A 19,651-nucleotide genomic window follows, 5' to 3' on the forward strand; every position below is an offset into this window, starting at 1 on the left:
TACTCAACCATCTTCCTCTTCGTCTTCCGCGTTGGAGTACTTTTCCTCCTACTCCTGTTGACGATTTCTTTTGCTTCAATTCCTCCTAATTGTAAAAAACCTACACCTGTCAGCTGCCCCCTGCTCCCTGCCTCCTGCCTTATTCCAACAATAATTATTTACACCGACCTACTTATCCCCCCTTATAAAGCTATGTGTTACCCACATTTTTGTTTGATAAAAATTACTCCTCCTCATAACGAGGCTTTTTCCCATCCAGTACCGCGCTTACAGTCATATCTCCCATAACATTAATTGCTGTGCGACAACGGTCTAAAAACCAATCAACAGTCACCAACAAGGCGATGTACTCTGTAGGTAAGCGCACAGAAGTAAATACCAAAGTCATTGTCACTAACCCCGCATTGGGAATACCAGCCGCCCCCACCGATGCAAAAATCGATGTCAGCACTACAATTAACTGCTGTCCCAAATTTAAATGCTGTCCAATAACTTGGGAAATATATAACGCAGACATTGCTTCATAAAGGGCAGTCCCATCATTATTAAAGTTTGCCCCGACTAGCGCCCCCAAAGATGCGGAAGATTCCCTTAAACCAACTTTGGTTTGCAAAACTTCCCAAGTAATAGGCATTGTTACGGTAGAAGAAGAAGTCGAGAACGCCGTGATAAAAGCATCAGAACCACCAACTAAAAATTGCCACGGGTTTACCCAAGAATTAAACTTAACCCTGGTGAGATAGTAACAAGCTTGCAACACCAAGGCGACCAACACCGCCACAATAAAAGCCGCTAAAGAAACAAATGGGGCAAAACCTTTTTCTGCTACGGTTTTAGCCACAATACCAAACACCGCAAAGGGAACTAAGGCAATTACCCAGTTGAGGATACGAATTACCGCCTCAAATAAAATCCCAATCACATCTTCAATGGGCTGAAATCCGGTTTTACCTTGGGCAATTTGTTCTGATTTTAAGCCCCGCAGCACAATACCAAAACAGAGGGCAACCACAATTAACTGAATCACATTATTACTCACCAACGGCGCAAGCACAGCTTCTGGTACAGCGTCTTTGATTAACCCCCAAGGATCAAGATTTGCACTTTCTATAGTTGTCGCTGGTTTGGGTAAACTTCCCCAAGTTCCTGGACGCAGGACGTTAGCCACAAACAGCCCGACTAAAATCGCTACAGTGGTATTAGTAAACAGTAATAACGCTAACCGTCGTCCGGCGGTACCAGGGATAGTCGCCGTCATAAAAGTATGCAGCACTGCGACCAAAATCAGTGGCGTAGCTAAAGCGCGGAGTGCCTTGAGTACTAGTTCTGCCGGAATTGCCAAATTAGTGATTAAAGCCGCATTGCTGGGGCTAGGGTTCCCCGCACCCAAAGCAATTCCCACAATCACAGCCAGCACTAAGGCTATTACAATTTGTAACGTCAGAGGAATACGCCGCCACCAAGGACGGGAAGCATTATCGGGCGGATGTTGACTATCTGTTTGACTCATTGGTAAAGCTGGGTAACTGAACAAAGGTAACTATTACAACAACAATTGCGGAAGTGGAATTTACTTAAACAGGGTAATCTAATCAATCTAGGGAGTGGGGAGTGGGGAGTAGGGGCTAGAGGTTAGGGAAAATAACAAATGACAAATGACAAATGACCAATGACAAATAACTATTGACCATTGACTATTAATAAATATTATGTCTTTCGTACCTTTACATATTCATAGTGACTACAGTTTGCTGGATGGGGCGAGTCAGTTACCAGATTTGATTGACCGTGCCATAGAATTGGGGATAAAGGCGATCGCAGTTACAGATCATGGTGTCATGTATGGTGCTGTGGAATTGCTGAAAATTTGCCGCAGCAAAAATGTTAAGCCAATAATTGGCAACGAAATGTATATCATTAACGGCGACATTGAAAAACAAGAACGTCGTCCCAAATATCATCAAGTTGTTTTAGCCAAAAATAATCAAGGATATAAACATTTAGTTAAATTAACTACAATTTCTCACCTCAAAGGTGTACAAGGTAAAGGTATTTTTTCTCGCCCCTGTATTAATAAAGATTTACTCAAACAATATCACGAAGGTTTGATTGTCACTAGCGCATGTTTAGGTGGCGAAATTCCCCAAGCAATTCTCAGTAATAGACCAGATGCAGCCCGCAAAGTTGCTCAATGGTATAAAGATGTATTTGGTGATGATTTTTATTTAGAAATTCAAGACCACGGCTCCCCAGAAGACCGCATTGTTAACGTCGAAATTATCAAAATTGCGCGGGAATTAAACATCAAATTTGTCGCTACGAACGACTCCCATTTTATTTCCTGTTTTGATGTCGAAGCCCACGACGCTTTGCTGTGTATTCAAACCGGTAAACTAATTATTGAAGATAACCGGATGCGTTATAGCGGTACAGAATATCTCAAATCTGCGGATGAAATGAGAATGCTATTCCGCGACCATTTACCCGATGATGTGATTGAGGAAGCAATAGCTACTACAGAAGAAGTTGCCGAGAAAGTCGAGCCTTACAATATTATGGGTGAGCCTCGCATCCCCAATTATCCCATTCCTTCTGGTCACACTGCTGATACTTATGTTGAGGAAGTTGCTTGGCAAGGTTTATTAGATAGATTAAACCGAAAAACCCGCGCGGAAGTCGAGCCAGTTTATAAAGAAAGATTAGAATATGAACTGAAAATGCTCCAGCAAATGGGTTTTTCTACATACTTTTTAGTTGTGTGGGACTACATCAAATTTGCGAGAGATAATAATATTCCAGTTGGACCAGGTAGGGGATCGGCGGCAGGGTCTTTAGTAGCCTACACAATGGGAATTACTAACATTGACCCCGTACATCATGGCTTACTATTTGAGCGTTTCTTGAACCCAGAACGGAAATCAATGCCTGATATTGATACCGATTTTTGCATTGAACAACGGGATCAAGTGATTAATTATGTCACAGAGAAATACGGTACAGATAGAGTTGCTCAAATTATTACTTTTAACCGTTTAACTTCTAAAGCTGTGTTAAAAGATGTCGCCAGGGTGTTGAATATTCCCTATGGGGACGCTGACAAAATGGCGAAGTTAATTCCTGTGGTGCGGGGGAAACCAACGAAACTCAAGGTGATGATTTCTGATGCAACTCCCGAACCAGAGTTTAAAGAAAAATATGATAATGACCCGACAGTCCGCCGTTGGATTGATATGGCGATGCGAATTGAAGGAACTAACAAAACCTTCGGTGTCCACGCGGCTGGGGTGGTAATTTCTGCTGACCCCCTTGATGAAATTGTACCTCTACAAAAAAATAATGACGGGTCAGTAATTACCCAATATTTCATGGAAGATTTAGAATCAATGGGTCTATTAAAAATGGACTTTTTGGGTTTAAGAAACCTGACAATGATTCAAAAAACCATTGATTTAATTGAGCATAATAAAGGTTATAGAGTTGACCCTTACGAAATCACTAATCAAGAAAGAAAGGCACAAAAGATTTTAGCCAAGGGTGAACATAAAACTCTACCTAAAGATGTGCAGAAAACTTATGAACTGCTAGAATCTGGAGAGTTAGAAGGTATCTTCCAATTAGAATCATCGGGGATGAAGCAGATAGTCCGTGATTTGAAACCTTCTAATATTGAAGATATTTCTTCTATTTTGGCATTATACAGACCAGGCCCTTTAGATGCGGGGTTAATTCCTAAGTTTATTAACCGCAAACATGGACGCGAAAATATTGACTATGAAAGCCAGATTTTAGAACCAATATTAAATGAAACCTATGGCATCATGGTTTATCAAGAGCAAATCATGAAAATTGCTCAAGATATGGCTGGTTATTCTTTAGGACAAGCTGACTTGCTGCGTCGCGCAATGGGGAAAAAGAAAGTTTCGGAAATGCAGAAGCAGCAGGAAAAATTTATTGATGGTTCGACAAAAAATGGTGTGAAAAAGCAAGTAGCCGAAAAGCTATTTGATGATATGTTGAAATTCGCTGAATATTGCCTCAGCTATGACACAGAAGTATTAACAGTAGAATATGGCTTTGTCCCTATCGGTGAAATTGTCGAAAAACAACTGGAATGTAGCGTGTTTAGCGTTGACAGTCATGGTCATGTCTATACGCAAGCGATCGCCCAATGGCATAATCGAGGACAACAAGAATTATTCGAGTATTGTTTAGAAGACGGTTCTGTAATTCGCGCCACCAAAGACCACAAATTTATGACTACCGATGGTCAGATGTTACCTATTGATGAAATTTTTGAGAGCGAACTAGATTTACTACAAGTTAAAGCTCTACAAATTTGACATGCTCCCCACCCTTAAAGGGTGGGGATTTTAGGTTTAAATAGTAATAGCAAACCTAATGGCTGATGCCCCAACCATACTAATATTTTTAGCTGTGTTACTTGAAGCGACGAGCGCCGTTGCTGCGATTTTGCTTATGTCTTGCAACTGCTTTCCGCTTTTGTTTTTCTAGCGGTGTCTCAAAGTGACGCTTCTTTCTCATGTCTTGGAAAATTCCAGCTTTAGAAACTTCCCGTTTAAATCTTCGCAAAGCTGAATCAATACCCTCATTCTCCCCCAAGACTACTTGCGTCATTCTCAATCCTCCTTATTTGGATGAATAGCAAAATCTAGAGAAAAAATAAAATACCCCAGCAGAATTGAGCCTTTGGCTTTATCTGCTGGAGACTCTAGATGCTAAATTTTTATTTCAAAAGTTTAGTAGCGACCACCACGGCCGCCGCCACCGCCGCCACGGTTGTTACCCCAGCCACCACCGCCACCACGGGAAGGACTTCTTTCTTCACGAGGTTTGGCTTTGTTAACTCTCAAGTCACGACCCATCCATTCAGCACCATCTAGTGCTTCAATGGCTGCGGTTTCTTGTGATTCATTTTCCATTTCCACAAAGGCAAAACCGCGAGGACGGCCAGTTTCACGGTCAGTTGGTAACTGAACGCGACTTACTTTTCCGTATTCGCTAAATGCTAATCTCAAGTCTTCCTCAGTGACTTGATAGGAAAGGTTTCCGATGTAAATTGACATATAATGTCTCCGAATTCAGGGAGTGTAGAGAGTTAAATTCGGAGAGACGCTTTTTAAAAATCAAAACGAGTTACTCAACCGAAAATAATCCTTATATGCCAAAGTATAGCACAAGCTCCCAATAATCAAAGTTATCAAGTATTCAAAAAACTTTGTATTCTGTAATAGTTACAGAATAATTTTTGGGTATTTGTACCTAAAAAATGCCTGAAAATTATGTTTATAGACATTAATTAGATTAACTATTAAACATAATTATAAATTATACTGTTAATTCAGACAAACTAACTTTAGCTATATACATATATAGTTCTAAACTTTCTTAATACCGTCGAACTCAGATAATATCCTTTGCGCTTCCTGACACAAAAGTTGATGAGAGTTACTATTACTGGCGAGTAAGCCTCCCCATTGATTAATATCGCCAGTGTGATATTGTAAAGGACTACCATCAAAGTGAGTAAAGTTACCGCCTGCTTCTGTTAAAATTAGCTCTGGTGCGGCAATATCCCAATCTTTAGGCGCAGATTTACCAGAAAGAGAAATATAGATGTCTGCATTTTGTTCAAGAATGGTAGCAATTTTACAACCTACACTACCGACAGCTTTTTGATTTTGACAAGGCAAATTTTGTAATAAATACTCTAGTCTTTCATTGCGATGAGAACGACTGACAACTAAGGTTAAATCTTCCACGGGTTTTGTTGGTGAAAGTTTTATAGCGACAGTGGCGGTTGGAGTTTCTTTGAAGGTTCCGCCGTTTTTAATGGCGTAGTAGATGGTTTCGGCTTCTGGTACAGCGACAACAGATAAAATCGGGCGATGCTCTTGAATTAACGCAATGTGAATGGCATAATCTCCCGTTTTATCAATAAAATCTCTAGTACCATCTAAAGGGTCAATTAGCCATACTAACTGAGAGTTTTGTAGTTGGAGTTGTGATTTATAGGTTTCTTCGCTAATGTAAGCAAAATCTTCATCACCAAAAGCGTCTTGTAATCTCTGCACAATATATTGACTAACGGTAACATCTGCAATTGTCACAGGTTCGCTTTGTTTGTACTGCACCTGTAAATCAGAGTCTTTAACTGTGCCGTGATAATAAGAGTGGAGAATATCTGCCGCTTTCCAGCCTACATCACGAGCGATCGCTAATATATCTTCTAAATCTTTCATTGTTTCACTTCCATCCAGCGACGTGTGCCAAAAAATTTACAGGAATTAGCGGCGATAGATGCGGCTTGTGCTAAAGCATCGGGGAAATTTTCACTTAATATATAGTGGCAGAAAGCGCCGTGAAAAATATCACCAGCCCCCAGGGTATCCACTGCGGTAATTCGCGGTACGGTTATAGTAGCACTTTGATTCTGACTTAGATATGTAATTGGTTGATCACCGTGGGTAATGGCAATGTGGGGAATGTTAAAACTGCTGAGATAATCAAAAACCTGTTGTTCTGTCTCACAGCCAGGAGGATAGAAATTTGCTGAACAAACGGCATAATCGACAAAGGGTAAGATTTCCTCAAAGCCAGATTTCCAGCTACCACCATCAATGACTACTGGGATATGATGAGCTTTTGCAGTTTGCGCGATCGCTTTCCCTACTTCTATTTGATGTCCATCAACTAATACAATATCAATATCGGTAAAAATATTATCTGGGACAGATGCGTGGCTGGCTTGAGTCTTCACAGCATTAATCGAAATAATCGCCCGTTCGCCGGTGGTTTGAGTAACAATAATTGAAGAGACGGGTGGTGGTGTGGGTTTGTTGGGGTCGAGGTCAGCGATCGCTACTCTATAATTTTCTAAGTCACTATAAATAAGTTGCGTCATGGGGTGAGAACCAACCACACCCAAGATATTTGCATAATTTCCTAAATGGGCAAAAGTTACAGCCGCATTTGTAGCCGGGCCGCCTGCTGCTACAGTATAGTCAGTAGCTACCAACTTTTGGTTATTTTGCGGAGCAGCATCAGCCAGATAAATCAAATCTAAGGTGACTAACCCGACAAATAATCCGCGATGTGATTTTAAATTTTGGATTTTGGATTTTAGATTAGTCACCATATTTGTTTAATACAAATGACGAATAACAAATGACAAATGACCAACCCCAACCAAGAACACTTTACGTTGTTGGCACACCCATTGGCAACTTAGAAGATATTACCTTTCGGGCGGTGCGAATTTTGCAGATGGTGGATTTAATTGCGGCGGAAGACACGCGCCACACAGGGAAATTACTCCAGCATTTTCAAGTTAAAACACCCCAAATCAGTTATCACGAACATAATCGCAATAGCCGCATTCCAGAAATTTTAGAGCATTTAAATCATGGTAAAGCGATCGCCTTAGTTAGTGATGCAGGTATGCCAGGAATTTCTGATCCTGGCTATGAATTAATTAAAGCTTGTATTGACGCAGGAATTAAAGTAGTACCAATTCCCGGCGCAAGTGCAGCCATTACCGCTTTAAGTGCTGCGGGTTTACCGACAGATAAGTTTGCGTTTGAAGGTTTTTTACCACCGAAAGCCCAACAACGACGGGAATATTTAGAAACTTTGCAGACAGAATCTCGCACCTTAATTTTCTACGAATCGCCCCATCGTTTAACAGATACTTTGCAAGACTTAGCAGTAGCTTTTGGGGACGAACGCCAAATTGTGCTGGCGCGGGAATTAACTAAATTGTACGAAGAATTTTGGCGCGGTACAATTGCCGATGCGATCGCCCATTACCAACAACGAGAACCCCAAGGTGAATACACTTTACTTGTTGCAGGAACACCAGCCACTCAGCTTTTATTAAATGAGACACAACTCAAAGCAGAATTACAACAGTTAATTAGTCAAGGAATATCCCGTTCTCAAGCCAGCCGTCAACTAGCCAAATTTACTTCACTTTCCCGCCGCGAAGTTTATCAATTGGCTTTGTCTATTGTTGCGAATGCTGAGTAGTTATTTGCGTGAATTTTTGAAATTATCTGTGTAAGGACAAGGGAGACAGGGGAGAATATATCAATAATTAGCCTGCCTTCCCAGGCTTTGTTTGTATAGCCCCAGACTGGAAATCTGATATCATATCTGGTCAATCATTATGATTCAGCATATCTGTGCAGAAAGATAAAACTCTTCTTCCCCCTGCGGTCTCTATGATAAGTCTTTTACCGGACACGATATGAGGAGTTTATGATCAAATCCAAGATGATATTCTACGTATATTTGCTGTATTGTACATAAATTTTAGATAAATTTTTACATGAATCTATAGTTTTTTATTAATAGGTCAAATATAATAAAGCCACACTAACTTTAGATTTAGCTTAGGCAAATCCAATAATTATGGGTAGGCTTTTTATCAAACTGATAGGCTTGATTTTATTATTTGTAGGGTTATATTTTTTCGGTCAAAACATCATATTTGTTAGCAGATCCTATTCATTTTTTTATCGGAGTGCGCCTGCTACTGGTTCAGTTATTGCAATTATGGCTGGTATATTTTCGCTAGTTTTCTTTCCTAGACAAACTGGTAATTTTGGCTGGATATTACTGGGGCTGGGAATCGTGCTAGTGTTTTTAAGTGGTGGAGTTATTTTAAGACCGACTAGTTTATGGAGTTTTTGTGTGGCGTTTACGGCATTAGCCACCGGATATAAATTATTAAGTCAGGGCAGAATTAACTTTTAAGCAGTATTAATCATGACATTTACGCCACAAAACCTCTATTTGGACTCTACATCAACCACTAACTTTTGTAACTAAGTCATATAATACTAATTTGTGATTATAAATAGTATTTTTCCTGCTGTACGCAGTGCGCTTGCCAAAACTAGTATGTTTGAAGGCAAGCTGACGGTGTTTGGCTAAGTCGGAGGCTACTATTACAATGGAAATTATCCATAACGAGGAAACAGAATGACCCAAGTGGTTCTAGGTGAAAACGAAGGAATAGATTCAGCATTACGTCGATTTAAGCGTCAAGTATCCAAGGCTGGTATACTTGCCGACGTAAAATATCATCGGCACTTTGAAACACCATTAGAAAAGCGCAAACGTAAAGCTGTAGCAGCAAGACGCAAGCGCCGTTTTAAATAAATATGGATGGTTTGGTACTGGCTTTGCTTCAAGAAATCAATCTCAGTTAGCAACAGCACTTTGCCAGAGTACTCAGATGAGATTTAGCAAGATTTACCCATGCCTGTCTAGGGCTTGGGTATATTGCTTTGTAGGAGGGAATAGGAGTTGAGGGGACAAGGGAGACAAGGAAGGGAACGGAACGAATGACAAATGACAAATAACAAATGACAAATGACTACTCATTATTTGCCACGTTACGACTATTACAACGATTCATCGCTTTTTCGACTCCTTGTTTTAGGCTCATTTCTACGCACTCGATGACAAATTCAAGTACAGCAGACATCAATTTAGTTTCGGTGGCAGAAAATTTTCCTAGTACGTGAGAGACTGTTTCAGAGTTATCGCTGTTGGCTGCATCTTTTGGTTTGCCGATACCGATGCGTAAACGTGGAAAGTTTTGGGTGCTAAGATGAGCGATCGCACTCTTCATTCCATTATGCCCACCCGCAGAGCCAGAAAGACGCAAGCGGGTTTTTCCGAGGGGTAAATCCATATCATCATAAATGATTAATACAGACTCTGCTGGTAATTTATACCAACTTGTAACAGCTTGGATTGATTGTCCTGAGCGATTCATGTAAGTTAATGGCTTCAGCAAGCGGATTTTACTTCCAGCAAATGCTATACCTTCGCCATACTCCCCTTGAAACTTGCGATTTTCTGCTAAAGAAATTTGCCAAGCACGAGCAAGTGCATCAACAGCAGCAAAGCCAATATTATGGCGTGTTTGTTCATATTTAGGCTCTGGATTCCCCAACCCCACAATTAGTTGGGGAATTACCAAAGCTGGTTGTGTTACAGCTTCTGTCATTTCACTTACAATCAATCGATTCGCAGAACTATGTTAAGGGACTAGTTTTTTACTCAGCACTCAGCACTTGATTAGCTATTTTGAGAAGAATTAACAGTATCATGCTGTGGTTGAGAGGGTTCGATTTGTTTGGGTTCGATTTCAGCAGTGGTTTTTACTGCTTGTTCGATTTGTTCGGCTTCGCGTTTAAATTCGTTTTGAAATTCATTAGAAGCATCTTGGAAACCGCGAATTGCTTTCCCGACACTGCGGCCGATTTCTGGGAGTTTTTTGGGGCCAAAGATTAACAGTGCCACTATCATAATTAAAGCCATTTCTGGCAGACCGATACCAAATATATTCACGCGATCGCTCCTACCTATAAGTATACAGACACACAAAATTAGGAAAGTGGGAAGTTACAATCAAAACTTTCCCCATCAACTACTATGGTGACTTGTTTTAGACTCACCTTTCAAGTCTATAACTTACAAAAAAACCCGGACGAGCCGGGTGTAAGTTCGCTGAATACGCAAGCTTGATTGCGATGTTAAATTAGCCGCCTAAGCTGCGCCAATCAACCAACACATCCTGAATTGCGATGGATTTATTGTAAAGTTGCAGAATTATCAGCAAAAACACGAAAAACAGCCCCATAAATACAGCCATTACAGGGGTAGTTCCCCAGCCGGGAGCCACTTTACCATACTCAGAATTTAAAGGTCTCAGGATATCTCCCAACCTAGTCCGTTGTGCCATAGTTCACCTAAGATTAGTTGCCAAAGCTTTTTTTAATCTTCTGTAATATTCTATAAGAATAGCACTCATAATCAATCTATATTTTATGGAACCCGCAATAGTTCTTAGCATTTCTGTAGGCGCGATACTTGTAGCCGTTACTGCGTATGGAATTTATACCTCGTTTGGCCCACCAAGCAAGGAGTTAGCAGATCCCTTTGATGATCACGAAGATTAGAAAGCAGGAGGCCGTGGTTCGGCTTCGCTCACCAAGCAGAGGCAAAAGTAGACTGTCTAGCTACCTGCTTCTGCTATCTAAAAGTTACTTTGGCTGTTGTATCAGTTTGACAGTGGTAATTTTCCAAGGCTGTACTATAAGTAACTGCTGGATACCAAAAAAATCAGTGATATCTTGGGGGCGTTCTAATAAATCCACTGTCTCTCCTAAACTTAGCCCTAAATCACTCTGTAAATACAACTCAGCTATTTCTCCTTGAGATTCGTAGCATCGCAAAACCAATTCCTGGGGATTATCTTCTGCTGGCTTGAGAGCCATTAAGATTAAATTTTGAGAAGTTAAGTTTAAGAAACTAATTCTATCGGGAGTGGGGAGTTGGGAGTTGGGAGTGGAAAGTGGGTTAAGTATTACTTGTAGGGGAATGTTGAGTTCATAGCCGCGTTGTACTGTCTGGGCTGATTCCCAAGTACCTGTGTGGGGATACAAGGCGTAGGTGAATTGGTGAAAGCCTCTATCAGCTGCTGGGTCTGGCCAGTTGGGGCTGCGTAATAATGATATGCGTAGTTGATTCGCCTGAGCATCGTAGCCATATTTACAATCATTGAGCAAACTAACACCGTAAATACCGAGTTCTGATTCTCCGGTTAAATCAGCCCAACGCAAGGCGGGGACTTCCCATTTGGCTTTTTCTGCGGGGGTTTGGGGTTTGGTGGGGCGACGAATAACACCGCAAGGGATTTCATAGGTGGCGAAGTCTGCTTCGACATTTAAAGGAAATGCAGCTTTAACGAAGACTTGATTTTCGTGCCAATTAACTGTGGTAGCAATTTTTAAGATGGGTGAACCTGCTTGTAAAATGTAATCTTGACAAAATTCCGATTCGCCTAATTGACGCAATACACGCAAGCGATGTTGTATCGGCCCTTGTTCTAATACCTGAATCGATTTGAGGCTGGTGGCTGGTAAGGGATGTTCTGCATAATTGGGGTCAATATTCCAAGCATCCCAATATTGACCGCTATCTTTAAAGGCTTGTAATTGATTTCCCGCACCGCTTAAGACTTCGCGTTGATGAATTTTATCAAAAACGCTGGCTAAATCACCTGTGTCTGGGTCAATGACTACTCGCAAGAATTGATTTTCGAGAACAAATTCAGAGATAAGAGATGATGAGTTGCTAGGAATTTGGGATGTGGGAACTAGCCAAAATAAACGATAACCGACTGGTGGGATATCAGTAGCTAAAAATAATAATGTTGCTGGTTGGGTAAATTGCGAGATCAGTTGATTTCCGGCGACATCGTAGATTTGCCATTCTGGGTAAGTCGGGGGTAAGCTAACGGCAACTACTTCAGAACGTTGCCAGTTGAGGGAATTAAATACAAATATTGGTAAACTATTAGGCTCTGGTGGTTCTGGTAGGGTAAAGTAAGATGCGATCGCCTGCATCGACTCTCTTAATATTCTTGTCCCCACTTGTTCAACTTGCTGCCACTCTGGCAAAGCATCTGTATAAACTTGGGTAATGGAAGAACCAGGTAAAATATCGTGAAACTGGTTAAATAAAACTTGCTTCCAAGCGGTTTCTATCTCTGCTTTGGGATATGTCGCGCCACAGGTAATAGTTGCTAAAGTCGCAAACAGTTCAGCTTGATAAAGTAAATTTTCACTTTGACGATTCCACCGCTTTTGATCAGCGTGAGTAGTATAACAGCCGCGATGAAATTCTAGATAAAGTTCGTCATCCCAGGTGGGGAAATCTGCTTGGCTAATTTCTTGTAAATACTTTTCGGCGGTTGTAAATTCTAATTCTGGAAATACAGGCGAATGTTGCCAACGGTGGGCAATTTCCAACATATCACGGGTAGGGCCGCCGCCGTGGTCGCCCACACCAGGAAGCCAAAGTGATTCTGTCAAATTGGTTTGGTCTTGCCATTCCAAGGTATAGGCTGCCATTTTAACCGGGTCAATACCTTCGCCGATAGGTGCAGACATCAAACTAAATACTTGACTACCGTCAGGCGATCGCCACCAAAAAGCCCCATAATCAAATTTAGTAGTATCATTCCACCGCAATTTTTGGGTGACAAAATATTCCACACCTGCATTCACAAAAAACTGCGGTAAAGTTGCACAAAAACCAAAGCTATCAGGAACCCAAACTACCGGCGAAATCTTACCAAACTTCTCTTGAAAATAACGCTGACCATACAATAACTGACGAACTATCGATTCACCACTAATCAAATTTAATTCTGGTTCCACCCAAGTAGCGCCAATAATTTCCCACTTTCCCGTCGCAACAGCTTCTTGAATAGCTACAAATAAATCTGGTCGATGTTCTTCCACCCAAGCATAAAGGGCGGGTGTGGAATGACAGAAAATTAATTCAGGAAAATCTTTTTGTAATTTGAGAACCGACTCAAAAGTATTTTGGGTGGCGTTCCAAGTTTCGCTCACAGGCCATAGCCATGCTAAATCTAAATGGGCGTGACCGAGTAGAAAAATTTTAGATTTTAGATTTTGCGAAAAGTAGGCGGTGTCGGTTTCCGTCCCGCCTAACTTTTCAAGACGGATTTTAGATTGAAATAACTTTTGACGTAAAGACAAAAGATATTTTTCCCACTCTTCCCTCTCTTTCTCAGCGTCCTCTGCGCCTTGGCGGTTCGTTATCTTATCTATCTCCACCGCCAACCCATCCAACCTTTCCGGCGCAAACCTTTCCAAATACAACTGCGCCACCGCCAACTCATCAGCCACAAAACCGGGGTCAGGATAATGATAATCTGTAGATTCGTATATTAGGTGCGATCGCATCAAAGCCCCTTGATCATGTCCCGGACTGACCAAGCGCAAAGCTACAATAAACTCATCCCCAGCAGACACGCTTTGACTCAGCAAGACTCTGGGGTAAAAATCAAACAAATCTCCAGCTTGGACTAATTCTCCATTAACATAAACCTCCGCCGCATCAGCCCACCATACCAAAGCCAAGCGCAAAGATAACCCCGCTAAAGGATAACCCTGTAAATCTTGGGGAACCACTAGTTTCTGCACCAGCCATAAAACTTGTTTCCCGCCTTTCCAAGCAATATGTCCTTTAGCATTTAACTCTACAGGTTGCCAATCAGACAAATTAGATGTAACAACATCCGTAATACTCCGGTCACATTCTTGGTATAGCCAAGTAGACTGAAGATTAACTTGACAAAAAGAGCGTAATTGCTCAATAGTCTTTGAGATTAAATTTGTCTGTGATTGAGATACAGGAGGGGTCATATTTTCGCTAAGATGATGGCACTTACAACGATTAACTGTTGGTCGTTATCTATTTTTGCGTGGGAGTCTCACAACTAAACAAAACTTGAACTCATAAATTACTATCATGTCATCTGGTTCTTCTGGGCGTTATCAAAGCAGACTCTTTAACTTTGTCCACCAGCAATCTCGGCGGTTGACACAACGATGGGAACAAACCTTCAGACAAGTGCAAGTTGCTACTAAGTGGGGTGTAGAAGCATTACTTTACCCGTTGTATCTAGTGTTACAGTCAGCCGAGTCAAAGGTGAAAACGCTGCATAGCAGAGAACCACAATCTAGGCTCAAGTTAGCACCAAATGATCGCGATCGCCACGAAACTCCCCCAACTGCGGATACGCCTATTCAGGTTGTCTTAGAAGCAGTCCAAAAGCTTCCATCTGAGGAAACATCTGTCAAAACATCACCAAGTTTTCACATCATAGGCGCTTGGTGGCAGAAACTGTTTTCACATAGTAAAACAAATAACTTAGCTCTGACTCAATCCTTAACGATTTCAGACAATTCTTCTAGCCATCTCACCCCATCTCAACAACAAGATGTGCTTCAACGTTATTTACCTAAAGTCCAAGGAATTGCCACAACACTAGAACAGCGTAAATTAGTGTTAGTAACTACAAATAATGAAATCCTCGATATTTTAACACCGCAACAACAAACAAAAATCTTAGACAAAATTATTAGTGAAGTTGCCCGTTACTGGCATAATCAACAATTAGCATTGCCTGCACAACAGACAGATTTATTACCAGAAATTCATCGGCTTTTAGCCAAGCTAACTGGTGAAACTCCCAGTAAAATTCCAGCATTAACAGCAGGTATATCGCCTGAACTAATAAATACTGGCAGAATCATCGATGTCCTGGATAAAGTTATAGCTAAATTAGAAAGAAATACTGTATTACCAGTCCAGCAAAATAGCCAAGAAATTATCCAAGTTACGCGGCAAAAATTCCATATATTTCTTTATGGTCAAGATGAGTTTGCTGCACCAGTCAATGTTACCGTCTCATCTGATAGTCTGGAAACACAAACACTGAATTTTCAAGCTTTAATTGAAGCTGCAATCAATTATTTTTTTGGTGTTGGTAAAGAGAAAAAACTTAATTCTAATAGCCAATCTTTATCTAGGAAAAAATATCAAATTCGGTCTAGAAAACGTAAGTTAACCAATCAAAACACAGCCGCAGAACCTTGGTTAAAGTGGGGCGATTTATTTGGTAATTCAGAATTAGTGCATGACAAAAACAACACGCCGACCCTTAATCCTAGTTTGTCGGTTACACAAACAAAACTTGACCACACTAATAAAAAAGTATCAGAAAAACTAGCTAATATCCCCACAAATGAAAGTAATGTAGGCGAAATCATCCCCAATCAAAACCACAATCATCAAGTCGAAATTCAACCAGACTGGATAGAAGTTAAAGCTAATTCTGTAGAGTATGAGCAGCACTTACTAGAGAAAATCTTAAAATGGCTCGATCACACTATGCTGTGGTTAGAAGAAATATTAGTAAAAGGTGTTAATTTATTACAAAGGCTATGGCGAAGTAAATAACCAATCAGCAAGCAGGATAAAACGTCACCAATAACCCTTAACTATCGTGAAAGTTCTTGTTTACTGTAAATACTTTAATTTCAAAAATCCCCTAGACAAACCAAAAATTGAAACCTTTGTCGTGAATTTGCCGCAAATTCCCAAAGTGGGCGAAACTATTGTGGTTGAGAGAATTTCAGCACAAAAACAATTTGTAATTATTTTTGAGTATATTGTCACAGCCGTACAGTTAAACGCTTCTAAAGAATCTACAGATACAGCAGATGCCCAGGTAAATGCTTGTTTAAATCATTGCTGGGAAGGAACATCAAATTTTAAAATCACCAACTTTTTAGAAAAATAGCCATTTACCACAAAATATGGTTAAGCAAGTAACGTAAAAGTTTGATTCCTGCTGGTTCTTGATAGTTAGTTGGTAACAAAGCTGTCATAGCTTTTTCCAAAGCTGCTAAAGCTGTTTCGACTTCCTGACGAGTGGCTTTCGTATTAGGAGAAAAATGTAACGGTTCACCAAAGCGAATAGTTAACTGTTTGCGAAGATATAAGTCTTGAGTGCCAATTAATGCCACAGGAACTATTGGTACACCAGCACGTAAAGCATATATCACCGTTCCTCGCTTCAGGGGAAGATGCAATTTACCCTCTGTGCTTCCCAGTCGTCCTTCAGGAAACAGAATCATACCATCTCCGTGGGCTAAAATTCCCAGTACAATGCGGTCTATTTGGCGTAAAGTCTGTATATCGCCGCCAGTAGGCACATTTTGGGCAATGGCGGCGGCGAGTTCAGCTAAATCTTGTCTTCCAGCTTTGGCTGCTGACATCACAGCCACTTCTTCTTTCCACAACCGCGCCAAAGGAATGACACCGCCAGCAAAATTCAAAATGAAGCGTTTCCAACACTTGTTATACAGAGTGCGAGCATCCCCCAAAATATAGTAATAGGGTTGGCTGGGGAGTTCTGCCAATAACAACAAGGGATCGATGTGATGTAGATGGTTAGCTGCAAGAATGGCTGGTGTCTGCGGTAAGTTTTCGATGTTTTCTACCCGGACGCGGAATAAAGTATGAATGAGCGATCGCAAAACAAACCTGCGTACACTACCATTAATTTGATGTTCTGTCTGTCCTTGGTTAATGGCTTCCAGACGATTTAGTGCTTGTTCGATTGTATAACGCACCGCGCGATCGCTTGCTGCTGCTACTCCTTCTTTTACTCGCTTAATACTAGCAGCATCTAAAGATGGCAAACTGTCTTGTTGATGATTGGCGGAATTATTAATCACACCCTCGCTGAGTTCATGTACTCATCATAAATATTCGTCTATTGTCTATTTTGCTGTAGTTAGACTTATAGCGATCGCTTTTCTCTACTTTTGTTATTTTACATACCACAGAAAATCGTAGACGCGCAAGCTGCTTCCTGGAGGGTACCACAGAGACACAGAGAAGCTAGTGCGTTGGGCGGCTTTGCCGACTTGTGGACGTGCTTTGCACGGCTTCTCGCAGAGTAGCATCTGGCGCGTCACGGAGAAATGAGAGTTTGAGATATGTTCTGCACAAGTCCTATAAAATTTTCTCGATTTATTTATTATTTCTTCTATCTAAAATCTGAGTAGATTTCGCTTCGCCATATACCATTTCTCTAGCCCAATGTTCGCAGTTATAATTTAATAAATTCCAAAGAGGATCTTGTGAATTAAGTATTTTTTCTCGTGATGCTTGAATACGCATTTCCGTTTGAAGGTCTGAAGCGTTTTGAGGATTTTCTTGTTCAGGACGTTCTTTAAATAACCATTCTGGTGAATAGTGGGCAAAATGAATATATCCAATTCCCACACTTACAATTTTACCTTCTGGTTTTACTGTTTTACCAGTAAAAAAGTGTGCAACTCTGTAACCATTAGGAGTAGCCCTGACAATACCATAATGCTCATAATCCCTATCATTTTCATCTTTACAAGGGTATATAACTAAATCATTAGGACGTATTACATTACCTTTGTTATCACAAATATCAGGCTCTCTATCTAGAAGTATTATTAGCTGTGACAATCTGGCTATTTGAGTATCTATGATTTCAAGCAAAGGGGCTGTCCATTTTGGATTGTAATTATTTATATTATTTTGAATTTCTTGGTATTTATTAATTACATGATTCTGATGGTTGTGTAATTGCTGAACTGCTTGGAAATGTACAGTAGTGTGAACATTATTAAAGTTAAAATTCAATTCTATATCTAGAATATCAGCAATAGTTTGACAAGTTTTAATAATGTTCTGGTCTTTTGTATGGTTACAGATTTGAGTAATTGCATTCTTGACTGTGTTATGTTCGTACAAACGATCCTGCAAGTCAGCAAACAAACGGAGAATTTTAGAAGGATTTGAACTTATTGGAATTGACATCAGATTTTGAGTTTGTTGCTTGTGTTTTATTTTCCGTTGTCTCATTTGTCTCATTGAGCTTTTTTTCTATATGACGTTCAAAGGCTTCCAAAGCTATTTTTGATGATGAGATGCCAGTTTGAGATGCGATAATTTCACTGGTATGCTTACTAGACATATAGATTTTTTCCTCTTAAAAATATCCTGAAGTTATACGATTAATACTTCTGACACTCTATAAAAAGTAGTTTATTTTGAAACAAAAGCCAACAGTATTATTACTCACATCATCATTATTATTACATTTGCCCACATTATCTATGTTTACAAATTATTTTCAATCCATTTTCTAAAATTACGCATAGCTTGACTTCTGCCGCTAGTCAAACACTGCTGAACATACTCATTAACTAATTCAATAATCGGTATATTAGGGAAGTTAGGACTAGATTGAGATTGAATATATTTACCATCTTGGAGTACAAAAATTTCTAAACCTTGATTTGTATATCGCCAAAGTTCAGGAACTCCTAAAATTTCATAGTTATTAAATCGAGTGCGGGATGTGATATCAACTTCAATTGCTAAATCTGGTGGTGGGTCTATATTTAAATCAATTCTATTTTTGCCAATCACAGCAGCATGATTTTGAATGTAAAAAGAGGTATCTGGTTCTACTGCTTGCCGCATTCGCTCATTTTTCAATGTTGAAGAGCCAAATGGTTCAAAATCAATTTGAAGTTTTTCTAATAAAATCTTGACTAAATCACCAATTAACTCTTTATCTTTTTCATGCTCAGGTAGAGGAACCATAATTTCTAACCAACCATTACTATAAGAGATACGCGCGGCACGTTTATCTCCCATTTCTTCTAAAATATTTTCTAGTTGCTGCCAACTAATATCTTTCAGCAACATTTGGTGTCCCGGTTTGACGATAATTTGTTGCAGTTTTAAAAGCATATCGCCTCTGACTTGGGTTTAGTTTTCATTATAAGGAATGACAGTGCGATCGCACTCCAAACACATCGTATTTCTTTGTTCGAGACTGAGCATAATACAGTGAAGCCTGGCTAAAAGGTTGAAGCATTTCAGTTTTTAAGAATTGCTTGTCATCAATACTGAAGAGGGAAAGAATAAAGCTTTACTTCTGGAATCCTCATCTATAAGCTGCACTTATAAAAGTGTTAAGAAAGCCTTTCATCAGACTTCTTTACAAACCGTTACAAATTCTCTAAGATAAAACCATCATAAGTAATTATTCCTGCGTAAACAACGCAAAAGCAATCATAAAGACATGACAGCAACCTTACAACAGCGCAAAAGCGCCAACGTATGGGAGCAGTTCTGCAACTGGATCACCAGCACCAACAACCGCCTATATATTGGCTGG

At 40.2% G+C, this 19,651-nt stretch carries 19 protein-coding genes; 7 read left to right on the forward strand and 12 right to left on the reverse strand.

Annotated features, from left to right (window positions below; translation table 11 throughout):
• Positions 1–223: 223 nt before the first annotated feature.
• The gene (locus H6G74_RS29375) at positions 224–1,510 is read right to left on the reverse strand and encodes a dicarboxylate/amino acid:cation symporter (RefSeq protein WP_190971094.1); all 1,287 of its coding nucleotides are present in this window, start codon (positions 1,508–1,510) and stop codon (positions 224–226) included.
• A 199-nt stretch (positions 1,511–1,709) separates the two neighbouring features.
• On the opposite strand from H6G74_RS29375, the gene H6G74_RS29380 reads away from it, so the two are divergent.
• The gene (locus H6G74_RS29380; RefSeq protein ID WP_190971095.1) at positions 1,710–4,340 is read left to right on the forward strand and encodes a DNA polymerase III subunit alpha; all 2,631 of its coding nucleotides are present in this window, start codon (positions 1,710–1,712) and stop codon (positions 4,338–4,340) included.
• 97 nt (positions 4,341–4,437) lie between these two features.
• Here the strand turns inward: H6G74_RS29380 and rpsU (H6G74_RS29385) are convergent, their stop codons facing one another.
• The 4 genes from rpsU (H6G74_RS29385) to H6G74_RS29400 form a co-directional block, all read right to left on the reverse strand.
• Positions 4,438–4,635, reverse strand: coding sequence for a 30S ribosomal protein S21 (rpsU, locus tag H6G74_RS29385; RefSeq protein WP_062292816.1), 198 nt, complete (start codon positions 4,633–4,635; stop codon positions 4,438–4,440).
• A gap of 122 nt (positions 4,636–4,757) precedes the next feature.
• Complete coding sequence (locus H6G74_RS29390; RefSeq protein WP_190971096.1) at positions 4,758–5,084, reverse strand: RNA recognition motif domain-containing protein; 327 nt, start codon at positions 5,082–5,084, stop codon at positions 4,758–4,760.
• Positions 5,085–5,396: 312 nt separating this feature from the next.
• Entirely contained in the window at positions 5,397–6,260 is an 864-nt protein-coding gene (locus H6G74_RS29395; RefSeq protein ID WP_190971097.1) for a 3'(2'),5'-bisphosphate nucleotidase CysQ family protein, read from the reverse strand.
• Entirely contained in the window at positions 6,257–7,156 is a 900-nt protein-coding gene (locus H6G74_RS29400) for a sugar kinase (protein ID WP_190971098.1), read from the reverse strand. Before H6G74_RS29400 ends, H6G74_RS29395 begins: the two co-directional genes overlap by 4 nt.
• A 29-nt stretch (positions 7,157–7,185) precedes the next feature.
• Here H6G74_RS29400 and rsmI point away from each other — a divergent pair, with 29 nt between their 5' ends.
• From rsmI to rpsU (H6G74_RS29415), 3 genes are all read left to right on the forward strand, one after another.
• The gene (gene rsmI / locus H6G74_RS29405; RefSeq protein ID WP_190971099.1) at positions 7,186–8,046 is read left to right on the forward strand and encodes a 16S rRNA (cytidine(1402)-2'-O)-methyltransferase; all 861 of its coding nucleotides are present in this window, start codon (positions 7,186–7,188) and stop codon (positions 8,044–8,046) included.
• 384 nt (positions 8,047–8,430) lie between these two features.
• On the forward strand, positions 8,431–8,775 hold the full coding sequence (locus H6G74_RS29410) for a hypothetical protein (RefSeq protein WP_190971100.1): 345 nt from the start codon (positions 8,431–8,433) through the stop codon (positions 8,773–8,775).
• A 228-nt stretch (positions 8,776–9,003) separates the two neighbouring features.
• The gene (rpsU, locus tag H6G74_RS29415; RefSeq protein WP_008226419.1) at positions 9,004–9,183 is read left to right on the forward strand and encodes a 30S ribosomal protein S21; all 180 of its coding nucleotides are present in this window, start codon (positions 9,004–9,006) and stop codon (positions 9,181–9,183) included.
• Between the two features lie 217 nt (positions 9,184–9,400).
• Here rpsU (H6G74_RS29415) and pth read toward each other — a convergent pair whose 3' ends face one another.
• From pth to psbH, 3 genes are all read right to left on the reverse strand, one after another.
• Entirely contained in the window at positions 9,401–10,039 is a 639-nt protein-coding gene (gene pth / locus H6G74_RS29420) for an aminoacyl-tRNA hydrolase (protein WP_190971101.1), read from the reverse strand.
• Positions 10,040–10,110: 71 nt separating this feature from the next.
• Positions 10,111–10,383 carry a TatA/E family twin arginine-targeting protein translocase gene (locus H6G74_RS29425; protein ID WP_190971102.1) on the reverse strand — a complete coding sequence of 91 codons (273 nt, stop codon included), beginning with the start codon at positions 10,381–10,383 and terminating at the stop codon, positions 10,111–10,113.
• Between the two features lie 190 nt (positions 10,384–10,573).
• Positions 10,574–10,777 carry a photosystem II reaction center phosphoprotein PsbH gene (gene psbH, locus H6G74_RS29430; protein ID WP_062292793.1) on the reverse strand — a complete coding sequence of 68 codons (204 nt, stop codon included), beginning with the start codon at positions 10,775–10,777 and terminating at the stop codon, positions 10,574–10,576.
• 85 nt (positions 10,778–10,862) lie between these two features.
• On the opposite strand from psbH, the gene psbN reads away from it, so the two are divergent.
• Positions 10,863–10,994 carry a photosystem II reaction center protein PsbN gene (gene psbN / locus H6G74_RS29435; RefSeq protein ID WP_083468730.1) on the forward strand — a complete coding sequence of 44 codons (132 nt, stop codon included), beginning with the start codon at positions 10,863–10,865 and terminating at the stop codon, positions 10,992–10,994.
• Positions 10,995–11,078: 84 nt separating this feature from the next.
• Here the strand turns inward: psbN and H6G74_RS29440 are convergent, their stop codons facing one another.
• On the reverse strand, positions 11,079–14,273 hold the full coding sequence (locus tag H6G74_RS29440; protein WP_190971103.1) for an alpha-mannosidase: 3,195 nt from the start codon (positions 14,271–14,273) through the stop codon (positions 11,079–11,081).
• Between the two features lie 106 nt (positions 14,274–14,379).
• On the opposite strand from H6G74_RS29440, the gene H6G74_RS29445 reads away from it, so the two are divergent.
• On the forward strand, positions 14,380–15,873 hold the full coding sequence (locus H6G74_RS29445) for a hypothetical protein (RefSeq protein ID WP_190971104.1): 1,494 nt from the start codon (positions 14,380–14,382) through the stop codon (positions 15,871–15,873).
• 46 nt (positions 15,874–15,919) lie between these two features.
• The gene (locus H6G74_RS29450; protein ID WP_190971105.1) at positions 15,920–16,216 is read left to right on the forward strand and encodes a hypothetical protein; all 297 of its coding nucleotides are present in this window, start codon (positions 15,920–15,922) and stop codon (positions 16,214–16,216) included.
• A 4-nt stretch (positions 16,217–16,220) separates the two neighbouring features.
• Here the strand turns inward: H6G74_RS29450 and H6G74_RS29455 are convergent, their stop codons facing one another.
• From H6G74_RS29455 to H6G74_RS29465, 3 genes are all read right to left on the reverse strand, one after another.
• Positions 16,221–17,156, reverse strand: a complete 936-nt coding sequence (locus H6G74_RS29455; RefSeq protein ID WP_190971106.1) for a lysophospholipid acyltransferase family protein — start codon at positions 17,154–17,156, stop codon at positions 16,221–16,223.
• Positions 17,157–17,454: 298 nt separating this feature from the next.
• Positions 17,455–18,324, reverse strand: coding sequence for a hypothetical protein (locus tag H6G74_RS29460; RefSeq protein WP_190971107.1), 870 nt, complete (start codon positions 18,322–18,324; stop codon positions 17,455–17,457).
• Positions 18,325–18,582: 258 nt separating this feature from the next.
• Positions 18,583–19,221 carry a Uma2 family endonuclease gene (locus H6G74_RS29465; protein WP_190971108.1) on the reverse strand — a complete coding sequence of 213 codons (639 nt, stop codon included), beginning with the start codon at positions 19,219–19,221 and terminating at the stop codon, positions 18,583–18,585.
• Positions 19,222–19,651 lie beyond the last annotated feature (430 nt).

It is taken from the genome of Nostoc spongiaeforme FACHB-130, assembly GCF_014698475.1.
Taxonomy (GTDB): domain Bacteria; phylum Cyanobacteriota; class Cyanobacteriia; order Cyanobacteriales; family Nostocaceae; genus Nostoc_B; species Nostoc_B spongiaeforme.

Coding starts and splice junctions, on each gene's coding strand:
- H6G74_RS29375 (WP_190971094.1), bottom strand. CDS start 1,510: ATGAGTCAAACAGATAGTCAACATCCGCCCGATAATGCTTCCCGTCCT.
- H6G74_RS29380 (WP_190971095.1), top strand. CDS start 1,710: ATGTCTTTCGTACCTTTACATATTCATAGTGACTACAGTTTGCTGGAT.
- rpsU (WP_062292816.1), bottom strand. CDS start 4,635: ATGACGCAAGTAGTCTTGGGGGAGAATGAGGGTATTGATTCAGCTTTG.
- H6G74_RS29390 (WP_190971096.1), bottom strand. CDS start 5,084: ATGTCAATTTACATCGGAAACCTTTCCTATCAAGTCACTGAGGAAGAC.
- H6G74_RS29395 (WP_190971097.1), bottom strand. CDS start 6,260: ATGAAAGATTTAGAAGATATATTAGCGATCGCTCGTGATGTAGGCTGG.
- H6G74_RS29400 (WP_190971098.1), bottom strand. CDS start 7,156: ATGGTGACTAATCTAAAATCCAAAATCCAAAATTTAAAATCACATCGC.
- rsmI (WP_190971099.1), top strand. CDS start 7,186: ATGACAAATGACCAACCCCAACCAAGAACACTTTACGTTGTTGGCACA.
- H6G74_RS29410 (WP_190971100.1), top strand. CDS start 8,431: ATGGGTAGGCTTTTTATCAAACTGATAGGCTTGATTTTATTATTTGTA.
- rpsU (WP_008226419.1), top strand. CDS start 9,004: ATGACCCAAGTGGTTCTAGGTGAAAACGAAGGAATAGATTCAGCATTA.
- pth (WP_190971101.1), bottom strand. CDS start 10,039: ATGACAGAAGCTGTAACACAACCAGCTTTGGTAATTCCCCAACTAATT.
- psbH (WP_062292793.1), bottom strand. CDS start 10,777: ATGGCACAACGGACTAGGTTGGGAGATATCCTGAGACCTTTAAATTCT.
- psbN (WP_083468730.1), top strand. CDS start 10,863: ATGGAACCCGCAATAGTTCTTAGCATTTCTGTAGGCGCGATACTTGTA.
- H6G74_RS29440 (WP_190971103.1), bottom strand. CDS start 14,273: ATGACCCCTCCTGTATCTCAATCACAGACAAATTTAATCTCAAAGACT.
- H6G74_RS29445 (WP_190971104.1), top strand. CDS start 14,380: ATGTCATCTGGTTCTTCTGGGCGTTATCAAAGCAGACTCTTTAACTTT.
- H6G74_RS29460 (WP_190971107.1), bottom strand. CDS start 18,324: ATGAGACAACGGAAAATAAAACACAAGCAACAAACTCAAAATCTGATG.
- H6G74_RS29465 (WP_190971108.1), bottom strand. CDS start 19,221: ATGCTTTTAAAACTGCAACAAATTATCGTCAAACCGGGACACCAAATG.